Genomic DNA, 19,435 nt, shown 5'->3' with positions numbered 1-19,435 from the left:
GTTTTGTGATCGATAAAGTTTGCCCCGTCGTTCTACGTAATCAAAATCAAGAGATCCTACTTTTTAAACATCCGTTGGCGGGTGTTCAGCTCGTCAAGGGCACTGTTGAAGTGTTTGATGAAAGTTACATCATAGCGGCCAAGCGGGAGCTCGCTGAGGAGTCTGGTATCACACATGTTCGTTCCGCACGATATTTATGCTCATGGGACAGTGGCTTTCAAAATCAAGCATGGCATTTTGTTTTGTGTGAGTGTGCTGATCTCGCTAATTCATGGCTGTTTCATACGCAAGACGATGGTGGACATGATTTCGCGTTCTTCTGGCACGATGTCGAGAGCGGCCTTCCCGCGAATGCACATACTGTGTTTCAGCGCGGGCTGGAAAAGGTACGAGAGTTGCTAAACCAAGGCGTGATTTAAAGGAGGATTCTGTCGTTGCATTGGCGGATTTGGGACAATGACAAAGCAAACACTATGCTTCTACTAGAAGCAAATAAAGAAGGTAGAGTAGCCGTTACTGTTCTCATCGTGTTGATAATGGCACTGTCGATCTCAAAAATGGCGATGAGATTACAAATGTTTAAGTGACTTCTATATGCTTTGCTCATTCATTCAGATAAGGAAACGGTAATGGATAAATTCGTCTTGTTTCTCTTATGCCTTTTTATGACAGTTGGCGGAGTGGTTCATCTTTATGACAACATTGTTGGTGGCTTTTTACCTTACGATTTTGCGCCGCGCTGGTTGAATATGTATTGGAGCGCTTTGGGACTATTGGACTTATTAGCAGCGTATCTATTGGTCAAGCATCGCCGCTCTGGCATAGTCGTTATGTTATTGATTCTTATAACCAATGTTATCTTTAGTTCCCACGCTCACTATACATTAGAAATATTAGATAACAACGTCGCCCTACAAATGAAGACACTGTTTTTAGGGTTCTCATTTGGGGTATCTATCTGGTTATGGAATGCGCGAAAACATAGTCAATCGCGCCAAATATTTCGTTAATTATTATTTTCACAACACTCGATTAAGGATTGTAAACAGGGACTCGTTATGAACGATTTTAAAGACTTGGCCAGTTTTGCTGGTTTCAGCGTACTGACAGGTTTGAGCTTTGCCACCACTTTCTTCAGCCTTGCTTTTCTATACAGCTCAATAGAGGCACAGCAAGTAATGAACACCAATGCTTTGGCATGTGCAGTGCTTGGTGTTGTTGGTTTATTTGTTGGTATTACTCAGCTAAACAAAAAGCGTCAGCTAGCAGAAAACTAATCTGCTCTTACACATCATGAGGATGAAGTAGTGTTTAACTGGGGTTTAGGCTTGGTCTATTCGTTTTGTTGACATACTTCATCCAACAATATTTTTTTCAACCATTACTTCTTCTCTTTATTGTAGCGAAAGGGCTGCGTTAAAAGCTTATCTAATCTTTGCTCTTCTTCGTCTCTAATTTCCGGCACACCAATAACAACATCATCATGACCCAACTTAGGCTGAGCTCGGTATGTCCCAAAAAAGCGGTCCCAAACTGAAAGGAAAAAACCAAAGTTTGAGTGGGTCTCTTTTACTATCACTGAATGGTGCACGCGATGCATGTCTGGTGTAACGATGACGTTTCGCAGTTTTTGGTCCATAGATAAAGCCAGTTTTGCATTACTGTGATTAAACATCGCGCTCGCATTAAGCACAATTTCAAATACCACAATTCCGATAGGTGAAACACCTAAGATAAACACGGCTGCAATTTTTACTCCCATTGAAATGATTATTTCGAAGGGATGAAAGCGTGCGCCTGTAGTGACGTCTATGTCGAGATCGGCGTGATGCATTCGGTGAATCTTCCACAGCGGTTTTACATGATGAAAGACAACATGCTGAGCGTAAATGACGAAATCAAGCAAAATGACGGTTAGAAAAATATTTAACCAAGCGGGGAGGGACAGAATATTCAGCAGCCCCCATTGTTGCTCCTGAGCTATGACCGCAGCTTGAAAGGCGGCGATAGGCATGATTAAAGCAATAACTAGGCTGTTAAAAGCAACCAATGACAAGTTATTGACCCAGCGAAACCTGCGCGAAGCGGTCAGTGTTTTTCTAGGCAATTTGTTCTCCCAAATGGCACAAAGCAATAATACGCCAAGGAAAAAGCCTAATCTGAGCCATGAGGGTTCTTGAAATGTCGTTTCTGTCACTGTCATTCCCTTATTTATTTCTTTATCTATGACCGAGATAAGAGTGAAATTATTTCAACACACTGCTGATGGGCTTATCTTGAGGCGAAACCATAATATCAGTAGAATCGCGCTCTACTTTTTACTTGGCATTACTTACCATGAGAATTCACGCTTTCCACCGTTTATATCAGTACCGACAATCTATCTCAACCAAGCCTTTCAACGCGCGTGGATGTAAAGTGGTTCGTTGCCAATATTGCCAGGTTTCTGAGCAACACTGTTTGTGCGACCTTCAGCCAAACATCAAGGCCAATATTGCATGTATGTTGATTGTTTCTGAAAACGAAGTGTTTAAGCCAAGTAATACCGGTCGTCTAATCGCTGATACGATTCAAGAGACTTACGTGTATCAATGGAACCGAACAGAACCGTCTGAAGAGATGCTAGCGCTACTACAGGATGACAGTTACCAACCGGTGATTGTATTTCCTGCAGACTATGTGGATGATCCCTCTCGTTTAATTGAAGATTTAGAGCCAGGGCGATTGGTAAAAGAAGATGTCGAGAACAAAAAATGGTTGCTGATCTTTATTGATGGTAGCTGGCGTGAGGCGCGAAAGATATTCCGTCGTTCTGATTTTCTTAAATCTTTGCCTGTGCTTTCCATTGAGCCGGAATCTCTGTCTGAATACATCATGCGCCGCTCCGAGAATGAGCAGCATCTTTCAACCGCCGAAGTCGCGACATTAGTTTTAAAACAAGCTGGTGAGCCGAAAGCTGCGGAATGCCTTCAATTGTGGTTTGAAGCCTTCAGAGAAACTTACATGCTGAGCAAGACTCGAGTCAAAAACGACCCTAACCAGCCACACTTGAAACGTTTCAAAGAGTGGATGAAAACCGAGAGCTGACTCTAAGGAATGAGCTTTTGTTGATGGTATGTTGTTCAACTGGCTTCGGTGAGGGGATAAATCTGCATTCGGTCACGGTTTGCAGGCGTACAGATATGGATAATGCCATCAGTTTATACTTTTGACTCTAGCCATTTTTGAGAGTCGTTTGAAGCATTTTTTAGGAGAGAAATACATGTATTACGGCTTTGATGTCGGCGGCACTAAAATTGAATTTGGTGCATTTAACGAGAAGCTTGAGCGTGTAGCGACGGAACGTGTACCTACACCAACAGACAACTACGAGCTGCTGGTTGATACCATTGCGGAATTGGTGAACAAATACGATACAGAGTTTGGCTGCGAAGGTACGATTGGTCTTGGCCTACCAGGTATGGAAGACGCCGATGATGCAACGGTACTAACAGTTAACGTTCCTGCGGCAAAAGGCAAACCACTTCGTGCTGATCTGGAAGCTAAAATCGGTCGCAGCGTAAAAATTGAAAACGATGCAAACTGTTTCGCGCTTTCTGAAGCCTGGGACGAAGATCTTCAAGATGAACCATCTGTACTAGGTTTGATCCTTGGTACTGGTTTTGGTGGCGGCTTTATCTACGAAGGCAAAGTATTCTCTGGCCGCAACCACGTAGCGGGTGAGGTGGGTCACACACGTCTTCCTATCGACGCATGGTTCCACCTGGGCGAAAACGCACCATTACTTGGCTGTGGCTGTGGCAACAAAGGCTGTTTAGATAGTTACCTATCGGGTCGTGGTTTCGAGCTTCTTTACGCGCATTACTACGGCGAAGAGAAGAAAGCGATCGACATTATTAAAGCGCACGCAGAGGGTGAAGAGAAAGCAGTAGAGCACGTCGAGCGCTTTATGGAGCTGCTAGCAATCTGCTTTGCAAACCTGTTTACTGCAACAGACCCACACACCGTTGTACTTGGTGGAGGCTTATCTAACTTCGAATTGATTTACGAAGAGATGCCAAAACGCATCCCTAAACACTTATTGTCTGTGGCTAAGTGTCCTAAGATCATCAAAGCAAAACACGGTGATTCAGGTGGTGTACGCGGCGCTGCGTTCTTAAACATCAAGTAGCGACTGAAACCTTACTCGATACAAAGTAAGAAATTTAAAGCCCCGTTTAGACCATCAAGGTAAAACGGGGCTTTTTACTTATAATCGAAGTAACTCATATACCCAAGTAACTCATATACCTAAGTAATTTCGGTATGCTCGGGTATGGATCATGAACAAAAGTAGCATGCATAAAAACTCACGGCGAATCGTGAGTTTTCTGTTTGCAGCTAAGCTTATTTATTCTTTTTGCCTACGCCGAGGTTTTCTTTTTGAGCTAGGGTGATTTTACTAAAGCCTAATTTTCTGAAGTAGTTGTCGCGGTAGTTGCGCACTGCTTTAGTGTCAGACACTGCTTCGATTTGTTGCTCCATCTTTAGGAACTCAGTGATATCGATACCTTCGGCTTCTGCAACTGCTTCTTGAATGTTGCGGTGTTGCTGGTATGAGAACGTCAGTTCTTTGTCTTGGTCTTTGTAAATGTAAAGAATGGTGCGAGCCATAGCTGTCTCTCTGAAAAGGTTTCGGTATTAAACAAAAAGGCCAGACTCGCTGACCTTTGAATTTCTAGTTTGAGCTAGATTCTGCCTTGAAGTGGGATAATTGTCACGCTTTCTCCCGCTTTAACTGTATCAATAGCTGAGGAGATTTCGATCAAACAGTTCGCCTCACTCATTGAACGCAAAATACCAGATCCTTGCTTGCCTGTTGTACGAACGGTTAAACGGCCAGTTGCATCCAGTTCATAGACACCACGGCTAAACTCGGTACGACCTTGTCGAGAGCGAAGGTTTTCAGTCGCGATGGCATTCACTTTCAGAGGCTTCCAGCCTTGTTCGCCTTGCATCTTACGCAGTGCAGGCTCGACAAAGTTGATGAATGAAACCATCACGGCAACAGGGTTGCCCGGCAGACCAAAGAACGGCTTGTTGTTGATTTGACCAAACGCTAATGGACGTCCCGGACGCATGTTGATTCGCCAAAAATCTATTTGACCAAGTTTATCCAAGGCAAGTTTGATGTAATCCGCATCACCAACAGATACGCCACCAGAAGTCATAACCACGTCCGCTTGCGCCGATGCGTTTTCCAACGCTTCAATCATTAACTGTTCGTTGTCTTCCAGAATACCGAAGTCCAAGATCTCGCAGCCGAGCTTTTCAAGCATGCCCATGATGGTAAAACGGTTGGAATCGTAGATAGAATTCGCTTTTTGCTCTGTTCCCGGCGCTTGTACTTCGTCACCGGTGGAGAACACGGCAACTTTCACTTTGCGGAACACATTCGCTTCACCAAAACCAAGCGAAGCGATCATGCCCATTTCTGGAGAGGCTAGGCGAGTGCCTGCGGTAAAGACGTCACTGCCGATAGCGAGATCTTCACCTGCTTGACGAACGTTTTGGCCTGCTTTGATATTCGCACCGTTAAAGGTGACCTTGTCACCTTCTTGAGAGGCTTGCTCACGCATGACCACTGTGTCGCCGTTACGTGGTGTTGGTGCGCCAGTCATGATCTTCACCGCTTGACCAACTTCAAGAGGCTGATCGTAAGCATGGCCCGCCATCACTTCAACAACCACTTGGTAGCTATCACGGTCAACATCATCACTGCGGATGGCATAACCGTCCATCGCGGAGTTGGTGTATTGCGGCACATTTACTGGTGAAACGATATGTTCCGCAAGAACGCGGCCATAGGCGTTTTCAATCTTGCATGCTTCTATTTCCGAAACCGTGTTCACCAAAGAAAGGATTTTCTCTTGGCCTTGAACCACAGAAAGGAAAGCAGGAGAAAGTGTGTCGCAACATGCGGCTTCTTTCTCTTTGTTTTTTGGTGCTTTCGCTTCTTGAACATACTGAATAACGAACTGAGCAATCGCTTCAAGATCATTGATGTTCATTTGTGGCAGTTCAGAGTCCAACTCGCCGCCGTCTGAAGCGATAGCGATGATGTTTTCATCGTTTGGATAAAGCCAAGGCTTGCCGACTTCTTCACGGTGCAATTCGATTTTAGGAAACGCGATGTTTTTGCAGCCTTCGACCAAAACCACATCAAGCATGTCTTCATCAAAACGTGTTAATAGGAATTCAAACTCCGCTTCGGCTTCTGGCGTTTCTGTCATTAACGCAAAACGGTTGCGAGAAGCAATCAGCATTTGAGATGCGCCAGCTTTGCGTAAACGGTAGCTGTCTTTACCCGGCTTATCGACATCGAAGTTGTGATGAGCATGTTTTAGCATGCCAATGCGCAGGCCCGCTTCAGTTAGCTTTGGCAATAGAGCTTCAAGTAGTGTGGTTTTGCCTGTGCCTGAATAAGCCGCAAAACCAAGAATAGGAATGTTTAGCGTGTGTTTCATGATTCTAATTGTCCAAATTGCGCCAGTTCTTCCGGAGTGTTCAAGTTGACGAAACAGTTTGGTGAGTCGCTAAAGTCAACGTAACTGGTATTGCACTCTTTGTAGAGCAGAATGATTTTTCGGTCGCCACGTTCTAAAAACGCGGTGAGTTTTGGCAGTACGCGCTTGTGGTAGAGCGTAAAAACAGGTTGCTGATGGTCACCATCATGCGCGACCAAAATATCACTGTCTTCTTTGGCGGCTTGGCAGAAACGCTCGACAAGGTCGGTGTTAATTTGTGGACTATCGCAAGGTACAAATCCGACCCAGTCAGTTTCAGCATGCATCAAACCCGCGTGAATACCGCCCATAGGCCCAGGGAAATCTTTGAATTGATCACTAAATACGAAACCAAATTTGCTGTACGCATCTTGGTTTCGGTTGGCATTAATTAAAATGCGTGGAGTTTGTGGAGATAAACGTTCAATAACGTGTTCGATGAGTGGCTTCTGATTTAACTCAATCAGACCTTTATCTTTTCCACCCATACGGCTGGCTTGGCCACCAGCCAAAATGACCCAACTAGTTTGTGTTGGTTGAAGCATATGCATTCTCTTGGGATGTTTCTTTTGGTATGACATACAACAGAGGAGACTCTATCAAAGTCTTGTCTTTAATCCACCACTGTTTTTTACATAAGTCGGTCAGTGCGTTTGCCTGATGGCTTGTCACCACGATACTGGAACCGCGATCCAAAAGATCTTTCGCCATCACCACCAATCGTTCAATGGATTCTTGGTCTAAAGACGCACTTGGCTCATCCATCAATAAAATCGACGGTTTTAAGATCCAAGCCCTTGCCATGGCAACGCGCTGTTTTTCACCGCCGGACAACACGGAAATATGTTCGTCCGCTAAGGTTTCTAAACCTACCATGCGCAGCGCGTGAATAACTTGAGCTCGCTTATCTTTTTGCGTGTCTTGTTGATATTTCACTCCATAGACTACGTTTTCATATACAGTGCCGTCAAAAAGGTAAGGGGATTGATGGAGATAAATCACATCGACACGACCATTGCGACGCGTCAGTCTTTTCAGCCACGTATCTTTTGGCGCAACAACATCGCCAGTAGAGGGTTTGAGCAAGCCAGCAAGGATTTTGAGTAGGGTAGTTTTGCCCACACCATTGTCACCCTTGAGATAAATGGCATCATTTGGGCCGATGGCTAACTCAGGGATGTGGAAAAGCACACGCTCTTTAAAGCGCATGGATAACTGTTCGGCGGTGATTTTTATAGTCATAATTCGCCTCGACATGGGGTTAATGGTGAGTCGTTTGTTTGCTTCATGTTCTATGTTCTGAGGTAGCCTTTGCCTCTCATACTTGATAAGAAGAAGTTTAGAGCCAACGCTAAAGATAGTAATACAATTCCTAATGCAACTCCTTGCGCAAAAGCACCTTTACTGCTTTCCATTGCGATAGCCGTGGGAATATTTCGCGTCACGCCCATAATGTTCCCACCAACCATCATTGAGCAGCCCACCTCGGTCACGATACGTGAAAATCCTGCAATGATAGCCGCAAGTAGAGGAAAGCGGGTTTCCCAAATCATCGTTGCTGCCAAGCGCGGAATGGAGACGCCCAGCGTGATGGCAGTTTCCACTGCACGACGGTCGCTAGATTGTAATGCACCATGCATCATCGATACCAAAACAGGGAAGCAGATCACCATTTGGCCGAAGATCATTGCCTTCTGAGTGAACAGCATTTGCCAGTCTCCCCAAGGGCCAGCGCGCGACAGCAACATGTACAGCAACAGGCCAATCACCACCGTAGGGACCGCTTGCAGCGTATTTACGATCGACAACAAAAACCATTTACCGCGAAAGTCGGTATACGCCAGTACAAAGGACATCAAAATAGCCGGCAATACCACTAGGGATATTGCCGTGATAGAAACACTAAAGGAGACCGCAACGATCTCCCATAGGTCTGCATCAAAATTCACCAGCAAGCGAAGCGCTTCCAGTGTTGTATCAGCAAGATTCATATTGCGTTATTTGCTCTCAGCATTCGCAACAAACAGTTGTTTACCGTTCAGGCGGAAACCATTGATAAGTTCCTGTCCGCGAGGGTTCACCAACCAATCACTGAATGCCTTCGCACCTTGGTAGTTGATCGTTGGGTAACGTTCAGGGTTAACAAGAATAACTTGGTACGGGTTAAACAGTTTTTCATCGCCTTGGAACAGAATTTCTAGATCCAATTTGTTTTGATAAGCCAACCATGTGCCGCGGTCTGTCATGGTGTAGCCTTGCATTTCAGACGCCATGTTTAGAGTTGGGCCCATACCTTGACCTACGCTGCGGTAGCCACCAAAGTTTGGTTCGATTTTAGTTTGAGCCCAGAAGCCCATTTCTTTTTTGTGCGTACCAGAATCATCGCCGCGAGAGATGAACGTTGCGTTTTTGTTCGCGATCTCTTTGAATACATCTAACACGCCTTCGTCATTTTTGATTTTTGCTGGGTCAGCTTTCGGGCCAACAATTACAAAGTCGTTATACATCAGTTTACGAGGTAGAACGCCGTAGCCTTTCTCAACGAATGTGCCTTCTGCTTTTGGTGCGTGTGTCATCACCAAATCTACGTCACCGTTTTCGCCCATTTTTAAGGCCTTGCCAGTACCCGCAGCGATAACATCGACTTTGTAGCCCGTGTCTTTCTCAAATTTTGGAAGCAGGTAATCAAGTAACCCTGAATGGTAAGTACTGGTAGTGGTTGCTAGGCGAACGTGCTCGCCATCTTGAGCGGAAAACGCAGAGTAACTTACAAGCGTGATTGACGTCGCAGCCAGAGTTAGCGCAATTTTTTTCATTTTTATGTGTTCCTTTCCAATGATTCTTTGGCTTTTCTCCCGATGTCTTGGGAGAGGCCTCTTGGGCGAGAGCGATTAGTTCAAAGTGCAAGTTGTCTTAGGGTGTTGGAATAACAAACACCAACATCCTGAGATCACTTGAATACGCCCTGTAGCCACCTTATAGCAAACAAGATGCCAACCTTTTACAAGCGAAAAGTGCTCGATTTATGCACTAAATCATGGGGTTATTTGCACAAAAGTTTGCGTTGGTACAAAATGTCGCACTTTTTGTAGGGTATCTCTGTTTAAACTTGGTACACTCTGTCCCATCCGAAGCCATCTGGGGTAAATATGTCTACTCAATCCCATATTAGTACAAACCAACAATATAACGCCTTTTCCGTACTGGTCGTTGATGATGAATTGGGCATGCAAGCCATTTTGAAAAAGGCATTGGGGAAGCTTTTCTCACATGTCGACACTGCTGGCAGCATCGAAGAAGCAGAGCAACTGCGTAATTCTCGACATTATGATCTGATTTTACTGGATATTAATCTGCCGGGGCGCTCTGGGATTGAGTGGGAAGAAGCGTTTGAAGATGACGACAAACGTGCCGATGTGATCTTCATGACGGGCTATGCGGATTTAGAGATTGCTATTCGCGCACTTCAACTTGGTGCTTCTGACTTTATCCTCAAGCCCTTCAACCTAGAACAAATGCTAAAAGCGGTCAGTCGCTGCATGGACCGACGTCTAAACGAGCGCATGCAGTACGCCATGAAGCGCGATTACCAACGTCACAATACCTCCGAGATCATCGGTGGTTCAGAAAAAACGCGTCAGCTTAAGCAGCTTATTAACCAGTTTGCACCGTCGCGTGCTTCTGTTTTGGTGGAAGGTGAGTCGGGTACGGGTAAAGAGCTGGTTGCGCGAGGTATTCACCAAGCGAGTGGGCGAACGGGCCCATTTGTGCCAATCAACTGTGGCGCCATTGCGCCAGAGCTACTTGAAAGTGAGTTATTTGGTCATACATCGGGCGCGTTTACCGGTGCGAAAAAATCTCGTGAAGGTTTGTTCCGCGTAGCAAATGGCGGCACCTTGTTCCTCGATGAAATTGGGGAAATGCCACTTGCAATGCAAGCGTCGCTGTTACGCGTTTTGGAGCAGCGTACTATCCGTCCTGTTGGTTCAGAAAAAGAAATCAGCATTGATGTCCGTATCGTGGCGGCAACCAACCGTAATCTGCAAGAAGAGGTCAACCAAGGCAATTTCCGCAGTGACCTGTATTACCGTTTGAATGTGCTCAAAATCGAAGTGTGTCCTCTGCGTGAGCGCAAAACCGATTTGTTTGAGTTGGTGCCATTTTTCAGCAACATGCTGACGCGCGAGCTCGGTATGCCCGCGCCCAAATGGGCGCACGAGGACATGGAAGCCATGAGTGAGTACGATTGGCCGGGTAACATTCGTGAGCTGAAAAACTTGATTGAGCGTTGTATCTTGCTTGGCAAACCACCTGCACACTATTGGCGAGAGCTGAATGGCGGGCATTCAATGCCTAATGTATCGATTACTGTTTCTCACTCTGCTGAGTTACCAACCTTTAGAGAAGGCAAAGAATTTACTGGCGAAGGCTATCCAAACAGCTGGACGTTAAAAGAAGTCGAGAAAGCACATATTAAACAAGTCGTTAACTTGCATGAAGGCAATAAGTCTGCTGCTGCTCGTGACTTGGGCGTAGCTCGCAAGACCTTAGAACGTAAGTACAAAGAATGGGATTCTGAGGGTGAGGAATATGCCGACTAACGGCCCACAGCACAAAGGATTGTCGAAATGGACGCACCGTTTTAAAACTATGGTGCGTTATCGCTTATTATTTTTAACCTCCGCACCTATCTTCCTCACTTTGATAGCCCTGATCGGGATTACCATTTATTGGTCCATCCATTATACGTGGCAAAATGCACTGCTGGATGTTTCTGAACGTTTGGGTGTTGCAAATAACAGCGTAACGTTGTTACAGCAAAAGCAATCGAATTACGTACGTGCGTTTGCTGACTCATACGATTTTCGTATTCGCATCAATCAAGGGATACCGCAAGATGAGCTGCAAAAGTGGGTCACTGAGCAGAAGAAAAGATATGCTTTAGATTTTCTCTCTTTCCAACGCGTCAACTCGATGGAAAACAAATTCCGCTTTATGGATCTCACTAAGCGAGAATCGTTTTTTGATGTACTCAATAAAGAAGAACTCGAACGCCTTGATCCTGAACTCGCTAAACGAGCGGAAGTGCCTATTCTTGCTGATGGTGGCATGGAAGCGCGTGGGTTAGTCAGTCGAACCGTGATTCCTGTGTATAGCCAAACGAATGATTTGATCGGCTTTCTTGATGGTGGTTTGCTTCTCAATAACAGCACTGTATTGGTAGATCAAATTCGCGACTTAATCTATCTCAGCGATAATGATCGCCTTCGTCCGGTTGGCACATTGACCGTATTTCTTGATGATTTGCGTGTAAGCACCAACGTCCCTCTAGACAGCGAGCATAGGTTAGGGCGCGCCATAGGCACTCGCGTGAGCGCAGAAGTGTATAACCAAGTACTTTCAAAAGGTGAGCAGTGGGTTGACCGAGCCTATGTGTATGACGCTTGGTATATTACGGCGTATCAACCGATCAAAGACCAATACGACAACGTCATTGGTATGCTTTATACGGGTTACCTAATGTGGCCATTCGTTAAAGCCTACATGACCAACATTGCCGAAATTAGCTTGATTACGGTTATGTTATTGCTGGTTTCCGGCGTGATGGTATATCGCGGTTCTTATGATCTGTTTCGGCCGATCGAACGCATTCATAAAGTAGTTAAGCAGGTCCAACAAGGAAAAGAAAAACGGATTGGTCCATTGGGCTTAGATGCCGATCATGAACTTGCGCAGTTAGCCAGACAGTTTGATGATATGTTAGACGCGCTAGAGGAGCGCAAAATTGAACTGAAAAACTCCGCAGCGCAACTTGAATGCAAAGTTCAAGAGCGTACAGCGAGCCTTAGAGAAAAAACCCAAGATCTAGAGCTGCATATTCAATTGCTTAACCAAACTCGCGACAAACTCGTTGTTCATGAAAAACTGGCAGCATTGGGAGAACTCACCGCGGGGATTGCTCACGAAATTAATAACCCAACCGCCGTGATCCTTGGCAACGTGGAGTTGATCCACTTTGAGTTGGGTGACGATGCAAGTCGAGTACAAGAAGAGATTGATGCGATTCACGCGCAAATCGACCGTATCCGCAATATCACACGCAGTTTATTGCAATACAGTCGCCAAGGCGGTGTTCAAGATGAAATCACTTGGCAACATGTCAATCCTATCATTGATGAAAGCATCACCTTGGTTAAAACTGGCACCAAGAAACGCGACGTTGAGTTTGTGACTGACCTACAAGCGCATACGTCCGTTGAGATAAACCGTCACCACTTGCTACAAATCTTAGTTAATTTGCAAATGAACGCCATTCACGCAATGAGCGGTAAAGGAACTTTAACAGTAGTCAGTGAAGACTGGATTGAAGAGGGCGAAGTGAAAGGAGCCGCGATTCATGTTATCGATGAGGGCTGCGGTATTAAACCAGAAAACTTGAGTCGAATCTTCTCGCCATTTTACACAACTAAACGAGAAGGCACAGGGTTAGGGCTATCGGTCTCCCAAAGTATTCTCAGCCAAACGGGTGGTGAGTTAAAAGCAGAGTCTGAATGGGGAAAAGGCAGTAAATTCAGTATTTATTTACCTAAAAAAGCCGAACTGATCCTAGAGGTGACGAACATCGCTTAGTCACTTTTTTGAAGTATTAATGGAAAAAGAGCCACTGACGATAGTGGCTCTTTTTTGTATTTAATGACGCATTTATGTTTACGCTTTTGCTTCTTAGAAACCTTACAATGATTTCACTTGGAGTGAATTAATAAAAACAACACTTGCAGTATGTAGCATGAACAAGTACCGTTGCCCGGTTTTTCTAAATACACCCCAATTGCTAAGGTAAAGGTTTTGATCTCCACAGCGAATATTACTCAACAATTCGGCGCTAAGCCGCTATTCGAAAACATTTCAGTTAAGTTCGGCGAAGGCAATCGCTATGGCTTAATTGGAGCTAACGGTTGTGGTAAATCAACCTTTATGAAGATCCTCAGCGGCGAGCTTGAGCAAACCAGTGGTAACGTAAGCTACGATCCAAACGAGCGCGTTGCAAAACTGAACCAGGACCAGTTCGCTTACGAAGAATTTACTGTAATCGATACCGTTATCATGGGTCATAAAGAGCTATGGGAAGTGAAGAAAGAGCGTGACCGCATCTACTCACTTGCTGAAATGAGCGAAGAAGACGGCATGAAAGTGGCTGACTTAGAAGTTCAGTTTGCTGAAATGGACGGCTACATGGCAGAAGCCAAAGCGGGCGAGCTTCTTCTTGCTGTAGGTATCCCAATGGAGCAACACTTCGGTCTAATGAGTGAAGTAGCACCAGGCTGGAAACTTCGTGTGCTTCTAGCGCAGGTTCTATTCGCAGACCCAGATGTGATGCTTCTTGACGAACCTACCAACAACTTGGACATGGACACAATCCGTTGGTTGGAAGATACGCTAAACGCGCGTAACTGCACAATGATCATCATTTCGCACGACCGTCACTTCCTAAACTCAGTATGTACACACATGGCTGACTTGGACTACGGTGAGCTACGCGTTTACCCTGGTAACTACGACGAGTACATGACGGCGGCTTCTCAAGCTCGCGAACGTCTACTAAACGACAACGCGAAGAAGAAAGCACAAATCGCTGAGCTACAAACGTTCGTTGCACGTTTCTCTGCAAACGCATCGAAAGCAAAACAAGCGACATCTCGTGCGAAGCAAATCGACAAGATCAAACTGGACGAAGTGAAAGCGTCTAGCCGTCAAAACCCATTCATTCGTTTTGAACAGTCTAAAGAGCTGTTCCGTAACGCTCTGATTGTAGAAAACCTGAGCCAAGGTTTTGAAGAGGACTTGTTCTCAGACTTCAATGCAATTTTTGAAGTGGGAGAGCGCGTTGCGATCATCGGTGAAAATGGTGTGGGTAAAACAACACTTCTAAACACGCTTGCTGGTGTACTTGAACCGCGTGCTGGTGAGTTCAAATGGTCTGAAAATGCAAACATCGGTTACTACGCGCAAGACCACGCGCATGACTTTGCAGAAGATATGAATCTAACGGATTGGATGGGTCAATGGCGTCAAGAAGGTGATGACGAGCAAGTCGTTCGTGGTTTCCTTGGTCGTATGCTATTTGGTCAAGATGACATTAAGAAGTCAGTAAAAGTACTGTCTGGTGGTGAGCAAGGTCGTATGCTGCTTGGTAAGCTAATGATGCACAAGCCAAACATGCTGCTAATGGACGAACCAACCAACCACATGGACATGGAATCGATCGAATCTTTGAACACGGCGCTTGAGCAATACAAAGGCACGTTGTTCTTCGTCTCTCACGACCGTGTATTCGTAGACTCGCTAGCAACGCGTATTATCGAAATCCGCGATGGCAAGATCACAGACTTCAAAGGCACGTACTCTGAGTTCCTAAAATCTCGTGGCGTTGACGCGTAATTACTCGCAAAGCGTTTAAAAAGCAAAAGCCTCGCTATTTAGCGAGGCTTTTTTGATATTTGGCCTTAATCCTTAAACTGACCTGTTATATACGCATAGATTCCGACTACGCCAAAGGTAATAATCATAGAAAGCATGATACCGCTGGGCGTAAGCAGAAAATTCCACAATTGGTCATTATTCATAGTCCACATCCTCTGTGAATCCGCATTATTGGTTTTAGTTTACACTGAAAAGGTGTTATTGGTTGCCTTTTACATCAAATTCAACCTTGTCGGCTCCTGTAAACACTTGGAAGCGCAAACCTTTCGCACGCGCAATGGTCGTAATACCAAATTGCTTCGCTAGATCTAACCCCATTTGAGTAACGCCAGAGCGAGAAAGCAGAACAGGAATGCCCATTTGAGCCACTTTAATCACCATCTCTGATGTAAGGCGACCAGTTGTGTAGAAAATTTTATCTTCACCTGTTTCTTCTTTGAGCCACATCTCACCTGCAAGTGTATCCACTGCGTTGTGACGGCCGACATCTTCCACAAATGATAACACCTCATTACCTTTGCAAACCGCACAGCCGTGTACTGCGCCCGCTTTTTTGTAGGTGTCGTTGTAATGAGTTAACGCTTCCAGCGCAGAATAAATTTCTGACTGCTTAAGAGGAACTTGAGGCACTTGATAATTTTCAAGCTGCTTCATCACGTTGCCATACATAGTGCCTTGGCCACAACCTGAGGTGACGGTTTTCTTTTTCAGGGCGCCTTCTAAGTGCTCAGTGTTTTCTTTAGTAATCACCGCTGCGGAATGCGTTTCCCAGTCAATAATAACAGATTCAATCGCGGCTGGATCGGACAGGAAGCTTTGGTTTTTTAAATAACCCAGTACTAGTGCTTCTGGACGCGAACCTAGCGTCATGAGCGTGACCACTTCTTTCCAGTTCAGCATGACCGTAAGAGGACGCTCGCAAGCGATTTGCTTCGTGAGCTTTTCGCCGTACTCGTCATACACATCGACTTCAATGGTTTGCAGGGGATTTTCACTGGTTTTAATAATATTTGGTTTCAGCACAGTCGTGTCCTAGTGATTAAGAGCGTTAGGTTGCTACGCATTTTAGCTTTTTAAATAGCTAGCAAATCTCATTCCAAAATAGCGGTTCCCACAGAAATTGCGAGGTTTTATGTCAACAATGCATTAAAACTGCGAGTTCGCAGTAATGACACATCAATACATTTGAGTTTCGTCTAGTTTGGTACTTATAGCCTGAGTAGCCTGAGGGAGTATATAGACTAAGTTATATCAGCTTGGCGCGTTTATTGCTTCGAAGACAATAAAAATGGTCGAAAACGGGGGCAAAATCTCCCGTGTGTTTTCAGACCAAAAATAGAAAGACTGGGTGAGTTATGTCGGATAAGAAAGATTTCGAAAAAAATTACGAAAAGACTGAGGATACATGGCCAATCGGCGTAGAGCTTGTTGAGCATGAGATCAGTACAGGGATTTGGGTGACAACCCAATGGCAGTTGACAGGATTTGCGCTGAATCCGACGGAAGAGACTCCAGATGTTTGTCTGTTGCAATTACATAAAGACGAGCGTACAGACTACCGTTTTAACTTAAGCTCTCAGCAACCTAAACTCTTTTTAGTGATGGATAACGTCGAGTCTGGTGAAAAACCAGCGATACAGCTACTGACGGCCTCACAATCTGTTGCGGCGCAATATATGGATGGTGATAACCTTGTACTATCCAACGATATGCCGTTAGCCGTTCAGGCTTGGATGGAAGCCTTTATTGGTCGTCACGGTGAGTTGTTAGAAGTAAGACGCAAGAAACGCAAAGGAGCAGGCAGAGCAAATGGCAACTAGTTTTTTAAGCCGTTGGTCGAAACGTAAACTAGAAGAATCTTCCCAACATGATGAAGAGATTACGCCGATAGCAGAGACGGAGCAATCCGAAGATAATGTCACAGCGCTTTCAAACGCTGACGAAAGCTCAGATGCTTTGAACATCGATGAGGATAGTCAGGCTCCAGACATTACCGCGAGTGTAGAGACTGAAAAAACCGAAGAAATGTCTGTGGCGCAACTGCTGGTTTCTGAAGCTTCAGAAAGCGTTAAGAAAGCCGCGCTGCGCAAAATGTTCTTGTCCGAAGAATTTAACGTGCGTGACGGCCTAGACGATTACGATGATGATTACAGTAACTTAAAGTCACTTTCTCAAGACGTCGCTGAGACGCTGCGTGATTGGGTTAAAGACAAAGTGGAAGACGAACCAGACGCTGAAACTGCGCAAGGGTCTGAGCTTAATGTTAACGATATCGCATCTGAGGTAGTTGAAGACGCAGAGTCAAACACCGACAAAAATGCCCAAATTACTCAAGATGAAAATGAACTGTATATAAATACAGTGCTTGGCGAAAGTGATACTTTTGCTGAAGAATCACCGCCTAACGAGGTGAGACAAAATATACCACACAAAGAATAGGTACATTTTGACTAAACACTCAATGAGCCGGCTGAGACAAAATGTCTCAACCGGTTTTTTTATCCCTACTATTTGTCAGTAAAACTGATAACCTATTGATTTTTAGTTGATATTTTATTGGCATGACACTTGCTATCTGTTGCTCAATACCAATCTGGTTGAAGTTAGTACGGACGCACTGCGTAGTATTCATCGCCTATAGATGGCGGAATAAGAATGCTCATTGATAAGTTAATCAGCAGAATCTCCGGCGCTAACTACACTAAGAGATGGAAAAGACTATCCATGTTCATAAATGGAATTGAGCAATGCTGAAACAATTATTAGAACAAGCAACTTCCAATAACGGTAAAGCGAGGCTGTACGCTTTCGAAAATACCGTAGAGTTGACCAATCTTATTCCACCAACCGTAAGCTATGAAAGCGGCGGTAATACTTTGATTGTGGGCCCAACAGCAATCATCGAAAGTGCGGCAGCGCAATTGTCGCAAATGAACAGCCTAACGCTGCTTTCTACCGATGGCGAAAAGGGCACAAATCCCGAGCTTTATTACGCCAATTCGGTTCAGGTTTCAGGGTTCTTAGGTACGTTTGAAGTTCTGATTGAAAATCATGGTTCGACCAACAATCTTGCCAAGGTCGCGATCAATAGCGATTGTTTCGATATCGTACTCGATCTTTGCCTTAACAGCTGCATGTCGGAAGAAGTCCCAGTACCGGGCTACTACCCAGTAGGTCGTGGCTATCCGAAACTGGCTGAAGCGTTGGAAGAGATTCCAACCTTAATGGGGACGTTCGATAAACCGAAATTCTTCCGTTTAGATACCGATTTATGTGCACACAGCTCTCGTGGCGTAAAAGGTTGCGAACGGTGTGTGGATGCTTGTCCGGCAGGGGCACTATCGAGTGAAGGCAGCGACAGAACGGGCCATCGCATCGAGATCAACCCATACCTATGTCAAGGCGTGGGTACTTGTGCTACAGCGTGTCCGACAGAAGCGATTCATTACGCACTGCCAAACCCTGAAGATACGCAAAAGTTTATTGAACGTACGCTCGCCAACTATGAGCAAGCGGGTGGTTTAGATCCTATCGTATTGATTTGTAGTTCTCGCCACGAGAGCTACAACGTGATGGCACTAAAAGCACTGCCAGATAATGTGATTCCAATTGTGGTGGAAGAACTGCCTTCGGTTGGTATTGATACTTGGTTCGCCGCGCTTGTGAATGGTGCTACTCAGGTGCTGTTTGCGGCTTCACGTTTTATGCCTCAAACCATTATTCGTGTGCTTAATAGCGAAGTAGGTATTGCTCAAGAGCTGCTCGGTCAGCTTGGTATCGCCAAAGAAACCATCGACATTCTGTATCTAGAGTCACTACGTGAAGGTGCTCCGACACTTTGTACCGAGTCTTTTGATTTGGCATTAGGAGACTTGCAAGGTAACAAACGTCAGCGTCTATTTACGGCGTTGGATGCGTTGTCCGCATCACGTATTCCAGTTGAGAACATTGTTGAACTTCCAGCGAACGCACCTTACGGCACAGTCTCTTGTGAAAGTAAAGGTTGTACGTTGTGTATGAGCTGTGTGGCAGTTTGTCCTACACGTGCACTTCATACCGATGGTCAATCTCCGTCGCTTAAATTCGTCGAGCAAGACTGCATTCAATGTGGGCTGTGCGAGAAAGCGTGTCCAGAGAAAGTGCTGACGCTTACTCCTCGTATGAACTGGGTGAAAGAAGAACGCCAGAAAGCGGTTGTGATTCATGAAGAAAAGGCAGCCGAGTGCATTCGTTGTCACAAGCCTTTTGCTCCGCAATCGATGATCGACATGCTACAAAACAAGTTACGCGGTCACTCTCATTTCTCTGATGAAGCGGCAATCAATCGTATCGCGATGTGTGAAGACTGCCGTGTGATCGACATGTTTGAGTCGATGGCAGAAGACCCAATGAAACAACTGAAATACTAG

Annotated in this window: 19 protein-coding genes; 11 read left to right on the top strand and 8 right to left on the bottom strand. The window is 45.2% G+C overall.

From position 1 onward, the window contains the following. Nucleotides 1-5: 5 nt before the first annotated feature. The 3 genes from R7E38_RS10735 (at nucleotide 6) to R7E38_RS10725 (ending at nucleotide 1,277) form a co-directional block, all read left to right on the top strand. Nucleotides 6-419 carry an NUDIX hydrolase gene (locus R7E38_RS10735; protein WP_025766662.1) on the top strand — a complete coding sequence of 138 codons (414 nt, stop codon included), beginning with the start codon at nucleotides 6-8 and terminating at the stop codon, nucleotides 417-419. A gap of 210 nt (nucleotides 420-629) precedes the next feature. Next, entirely contained in the window at nucleotides 630-1,010 is a 381-nt protein-coding gene (locus tag R7E38_RS10730; RefSeq protein ID WP_025766661.1) for a hypothetical protein, read from the top strand. Between the two features lie 48 nt (nucleotides 1,011-1,058). After that, nucleotides 1,059-1,277 (top strand): hypothetical protein, encoded by a 219-nt coding sequence (locus R7E38_RS10725; protein ID WP_005389537.1) that lies wholly within the window; start codon nucleotides 1,059-1,061, stop codon nucleotides 1,275-1,277. 104 nt (nucleotides 1,278-1,381) lie between these two features. On the opposite strand, the gene R7E38_RS10720 is transcribed toward R7E38_RS10725, so the two are convergent. Continuing rightward, complete coding sequence (locus tag R7E38_RS10720; protein WP_054579312.1) at nucleotides 1,382-2,197, bottom strand: sterol desaturase family protein; 816 nt, start codon at nucleotides 2,195-2,197, stop codon at nucleotides 1,382-1,384. Nucleotides 2,198-2,337: 140 nt separating this feature from the next. Between R7E38_RS10720 and R7E38_RS10715 the strand changes: the two genes are divergently transcribed. Continuing rightward, complete coding sequence (locus R7E38_RS10715) at nucleotides 2,338-3,087, top strand: tRNA-uridine aminocarboxypropyltransferase (protein WP_021033873.1); 750 nt, start codon at nucleotides 2,338-2,340, stop codon at nucleotides 3,085-3,087. Between the two features lie 175 nt (nucleotides 3,088-3,262). Then, the gene (gene nagK, locus R7E38_RS10710; RefSeq protein WP_005377586.1) at nucleotides 3,263-4,171 is read left to right on the top strand and encodes an N-acetylglucosamine kinase; all 909 of its coding nucleotides are present in this window, start codon (nucleotides 3,263-3,265) and stop codon (nucleotides 4,169-4,171) included. 215 nt (nucleotides 4,172-4,386) lie between these two features. Here the strand turns inward: nagK and R7E38_RS10705 are convergent, their stop codons facing one another. The 6 genes from R7E38_RS10705 to R7E38_RS10680 all read right to left on the bottom strand — a co-directional run bounded on the left by R7E38_RS10705 (nucleotide 4,387) and on the right by R7E38_RS10680 (nucleotide 9,361). Further along, nucleotides 4,387-4,653, bottom strand: coding sequence for a DUF2960 domain-containing protein (locus R7E38_RS10705; protein ID WP_226083605.1), 267 nt, complete (start codon nucleotides 4,651-4,653; stop codon nucleotides 4,387-4,389). A 74-nt stretch (nucleotides 4,654-4,727) separates the two neighbouring features. Further along, nucleotides 4,728-6,506 (bottom strand): bifunctional molybdopterin-guanine dinucleotide biosynthesis adaptor protein MobB/molybdopterin molybdotransferase MoeA, encoded by a 1,779-nt coding sequence (locus R7E38_RS10700; protein ID WP_226083604.1) that lies wholly within the window; start codon nucleotides 6,504-6,506, stop codon nucleotides 4,728-4,730. Then, nucleotides 6,503-7,090, bottom strand: a complete 588-nt coding sequence (gene mobA / locus R7E38_RS10695) for a molybdenum cofactor guanylyltransferase MobA (protein ID WP_025534433.1) — start codon at nucleotides 7,088-7,090, stop codon at nucleotides 6,503-6,505. The genes R7E38_RS10700 and mobA overlap by 4 nt, the downstream gene beginning before the upstream one ends. Then, complete coding sequence (locus R7E38_RS10690; RefSeq protein ID WP_025766658.1) at nucleotides 7,068-7,787, bottom strand: energy-coupling factor ABC transporter ATP-binding protein; 720 nt, start codon at nucleotides 7,785-7,787, stop codon at nucleotides 7,068-7,070. The genes mobA and R7E38_RS10690 overlap by 23 nt, the downstream gene beginning before the upstream one ends. A gap of 50 nt (nucleotides 7,788-7,837) precedes the next feature. Further along, nucleotides 7,838-8,536, bottom strand: coding sequence for an ABC transporter permease (locus R7E38_RS10685; RefSeq protein ID WP_005389524.1), 699 nt, complete (start codon nucleotides 8,534-8,536; stop codon nucleotides 7,838-7,840). A 6-nt stretch (nucleotides 8,537-8,542) separates the two neighbouring features. Then, nucleotides 8,543-9,361 (bottom strand): substrate-binding domain-containing protein, encoded by an 819-nt coding sequence (locus tag R7E38_RS10680; protein ID WP_152812149.1) that lies wholly within the window; start codon nucleotides 9,359-9,361, stop codon nucleotides 8,543-8,545. A gap of 333 nt (nucleotides 9,362-9,694) precedes the next feature. Here R7E38_RS10680 and R7E38_RS10675 point away from each other — a divergent pair, with 333 nt between their 5' ends. From R7E38_RS10675 to R7E38_RS10665, 3 genes are all read left to right on the top strand, one after another. Further along, nucleotides 9,695-11,146, top strand: a complete 1,452-nt coding sequence (locus tag R7E38_RS10675; RefSeq protein ID WP_226083603.1) for a sigma-54-dependent transcriptional regulator — start codon at nucleotides 9,695-9,697, stop codon at nucleotides 11,144-11,146. Next, on the top strand, nucleotides 11,136-13,175 hold the full coding sequence (locus R7E38_RS10670) for a cache domain-containing protein (protein ID WP_145474035.1): 2,040 nt from the start codon (nucleotides 11,136-11,138) through the stop codon (nucleotides 13,173-13,175). Before R7E38_RS10675 ends, R7E38_RS10670 begins: the two co-directional genes overlap by 11 nt. Before the next feature lie 216 nt (nucleotides 13,176-13,391). Next, a complete protein-coding gene (locus R7E38_RS10665) occupies nucleotides 13,392-14,984 on the top strand; it encodes an ABC-F family ATPase (protein WP_025766654.1) in 1,593 nt (530 codons plus the stop codon). 240 nt (nucleotides 14,985-15,224) lie between these two features. Here the strand turns inward: R7E38_RS10665 and R7E38_RS10660 are convergent, their stop codons facing one another. Then, entirely contained in the window at nucleotides 15,225-16,049 is an 825-nt protein-coding gene (locus R7E38_RS10660) for a formate dehydrogenase accessory sulfurtransferase FdhD (RefSeq protein ID WP_017820681.1), read from the bottom strand. 332 nt (nucleotides 16,050-16,381) lie between these two features. Between R7E38_RS10660 and R7E38_RS10655 the strand changes: the two genes are divergently transcribed. The 3 genes from R7E38_RS10655 (at nucleotide 16,382) to R7E38_RS10645 (ending at nucleotide 19,435) form a co-directional block, all read left to right on the top strand. Further along, nucleotides 16,382-16,846 carry a DUF3305 domain-containing protein gene (locus R7E38_RS10655; protein WP_005389514.1) on the top strand — a complete coding sequence of 155 codons (465 nt, stop codon included), beginning with the start codon at nucleotides 16,382-16,384 and terminating at the stop codon, nucleotides 16,844-16,846. Continuing rightward, on the top strand, nucleotides 16,836-17,465 hold the full coding sequence (locus R7E38_RS10650; protein ID WP_005389513.1) for a DUF3306 domain-containing protein: 630 nt from the start codon (nucleotides 16,836-16,838) through the stop codon (nucleotides 17,463-17,465). Before R7E38_RS10655 ends, R7E38_RS10650 begins: the two co-directional genes overlap by 11 nt. Nucleotides 17,466-17,773: 308 nt before the next feature. Further along, the gene (locus R7E38_RS10645) at nucleotides 17,774-19,435 is read left to right on the top strand and encodes a 4Fe-4S dicluster domain-containing protein (RefSeq protein WP_054574151.1); all 1,662 of its coding nucleotides are present in this window, start codon (nucleotides 17,774-17,776) and stop codon (nucleotides 19,433-19,435) included.

The organism is Vibrio sp. Vb2131 (assembly GCF_033338535.1).
GTDB lineage: Bacteria > Pseudomonadota > Gammaproteobacteria > Enterobacterales > Vibrionaceae > Vibrio > Vibrio alginolyticus.
The sequence above is the reverse complement of the archived record's forward strand: the minus strand, read 5'-3'. Positions and strand labels throughout refer to the sequence as shown.

Excerpts from the sequence above, each read along its gene's own strand:
- R7E38_RS10730 (WP_025766661.1), top strand. The coding sequence starts at position 630 with ATGGATAAATTCGTCTTGTTTCTCTTATGCCTTTTTATGACAGTTGGC.
- R7E38_RS10725 (WP_005389537.1), top strand. The coding sequence starts at position 1,059 with ATGAACGATTTTAAAGACTTGGCCAGTTTTGCTGGTTTCAGCGTACTG.
- R7E38_RS10715 (WP_021033873.1), top strand. The coding sequence starts at position 2,338 with ATGAGAATTCACGCTTTCCACCGTTTATATCAGTACCGACAATCTATC.
- nagK (WP_005377586.1), top strand. The coding sequence starts at position 3,263 with ATGTATTACGGCTTTGATGTCGGCGGCACTAAAATTGAATTTGGTGCA.
- R7E38_RS10705 (WP_226083605.1), bottom strand. The coding sequence starts at position 4,653 with ATGGCTCGCACCATTCTTTACATTTACAAAGACCAAGACAAAGAACTG.
- R7E38_RS10700 (WP_226083604.1), bottom strand. The coding sequence starts at position 6,506 with ATGAAACACACGCTAAACATTCCTATTCTTGGTTTTGCGGCTTATTCA.
- mobA (WP_025534433.1), bottom strand. The coding sequence starts at position 7,090 with ATGCTTCAACCAACACAAACTAGTTGGGTCATTTTGGCTGGTGGCCAA.
- R7E38_RS10690 (WP_025766658.1), bottom strand. The coding sequence starts at position 7,787 with ATGACTATAAAAATCACCGCCGAACAGTTATCCATGCGCTTTAAAGAG.
- R7E38_RS10685 (WP_005389524.1), bottom strand. The coding sequence starts at position 8,536 with ATGAATCTTGCTGATACAACACTGGAAGCGCTTCGCTTGCTGGTGAAT.
- R7E38_RS10680 (WP_152812149.1), bottom strand. The coding sequence starts at position 9,361 with ATGAAAAAAATTGCGCTAACTCTGGCTGCGACGTCAATCACGCTTGTA.
- R7E38_RS10675 (WP_226083603.1), top strand. The coding sequence starts at position 9,695 with ATGTCTACTCAATCCCATATTAGTACAAACCAACAATATAACGCCTTT.
- R7E38_RS10670 (WP_145474035.1), top strand. The coding sequence starts at position 11,136 with ATGCCGACTAACGGCCCACAGCACAAAGGATTGTCGAAATGGACGCAC.
- R7E38_RS10655 (WP_005389514.1), top strand. The coding sequence starts at position 16,382 with ATGTCGGATAAGAAAGATTTCGAAAAAAATTACGAAAAGACTGAGGAT.
- R7E38_RS10650 (WP_005389513.1), top strand. The coding sequence starts at position 16,836 with ATGGCAACTAGTTTTTTAAGCCGTTGGTCGAAACGTAAACTAGAAGAA.
- R7E38_RS10645 (WP_054574151.1), top strand. The coding sequence starts at position 17,774 with ATGCTGAAACAATTATTAGAACAAGCAACTTCCAATAACGGTAAAGCG.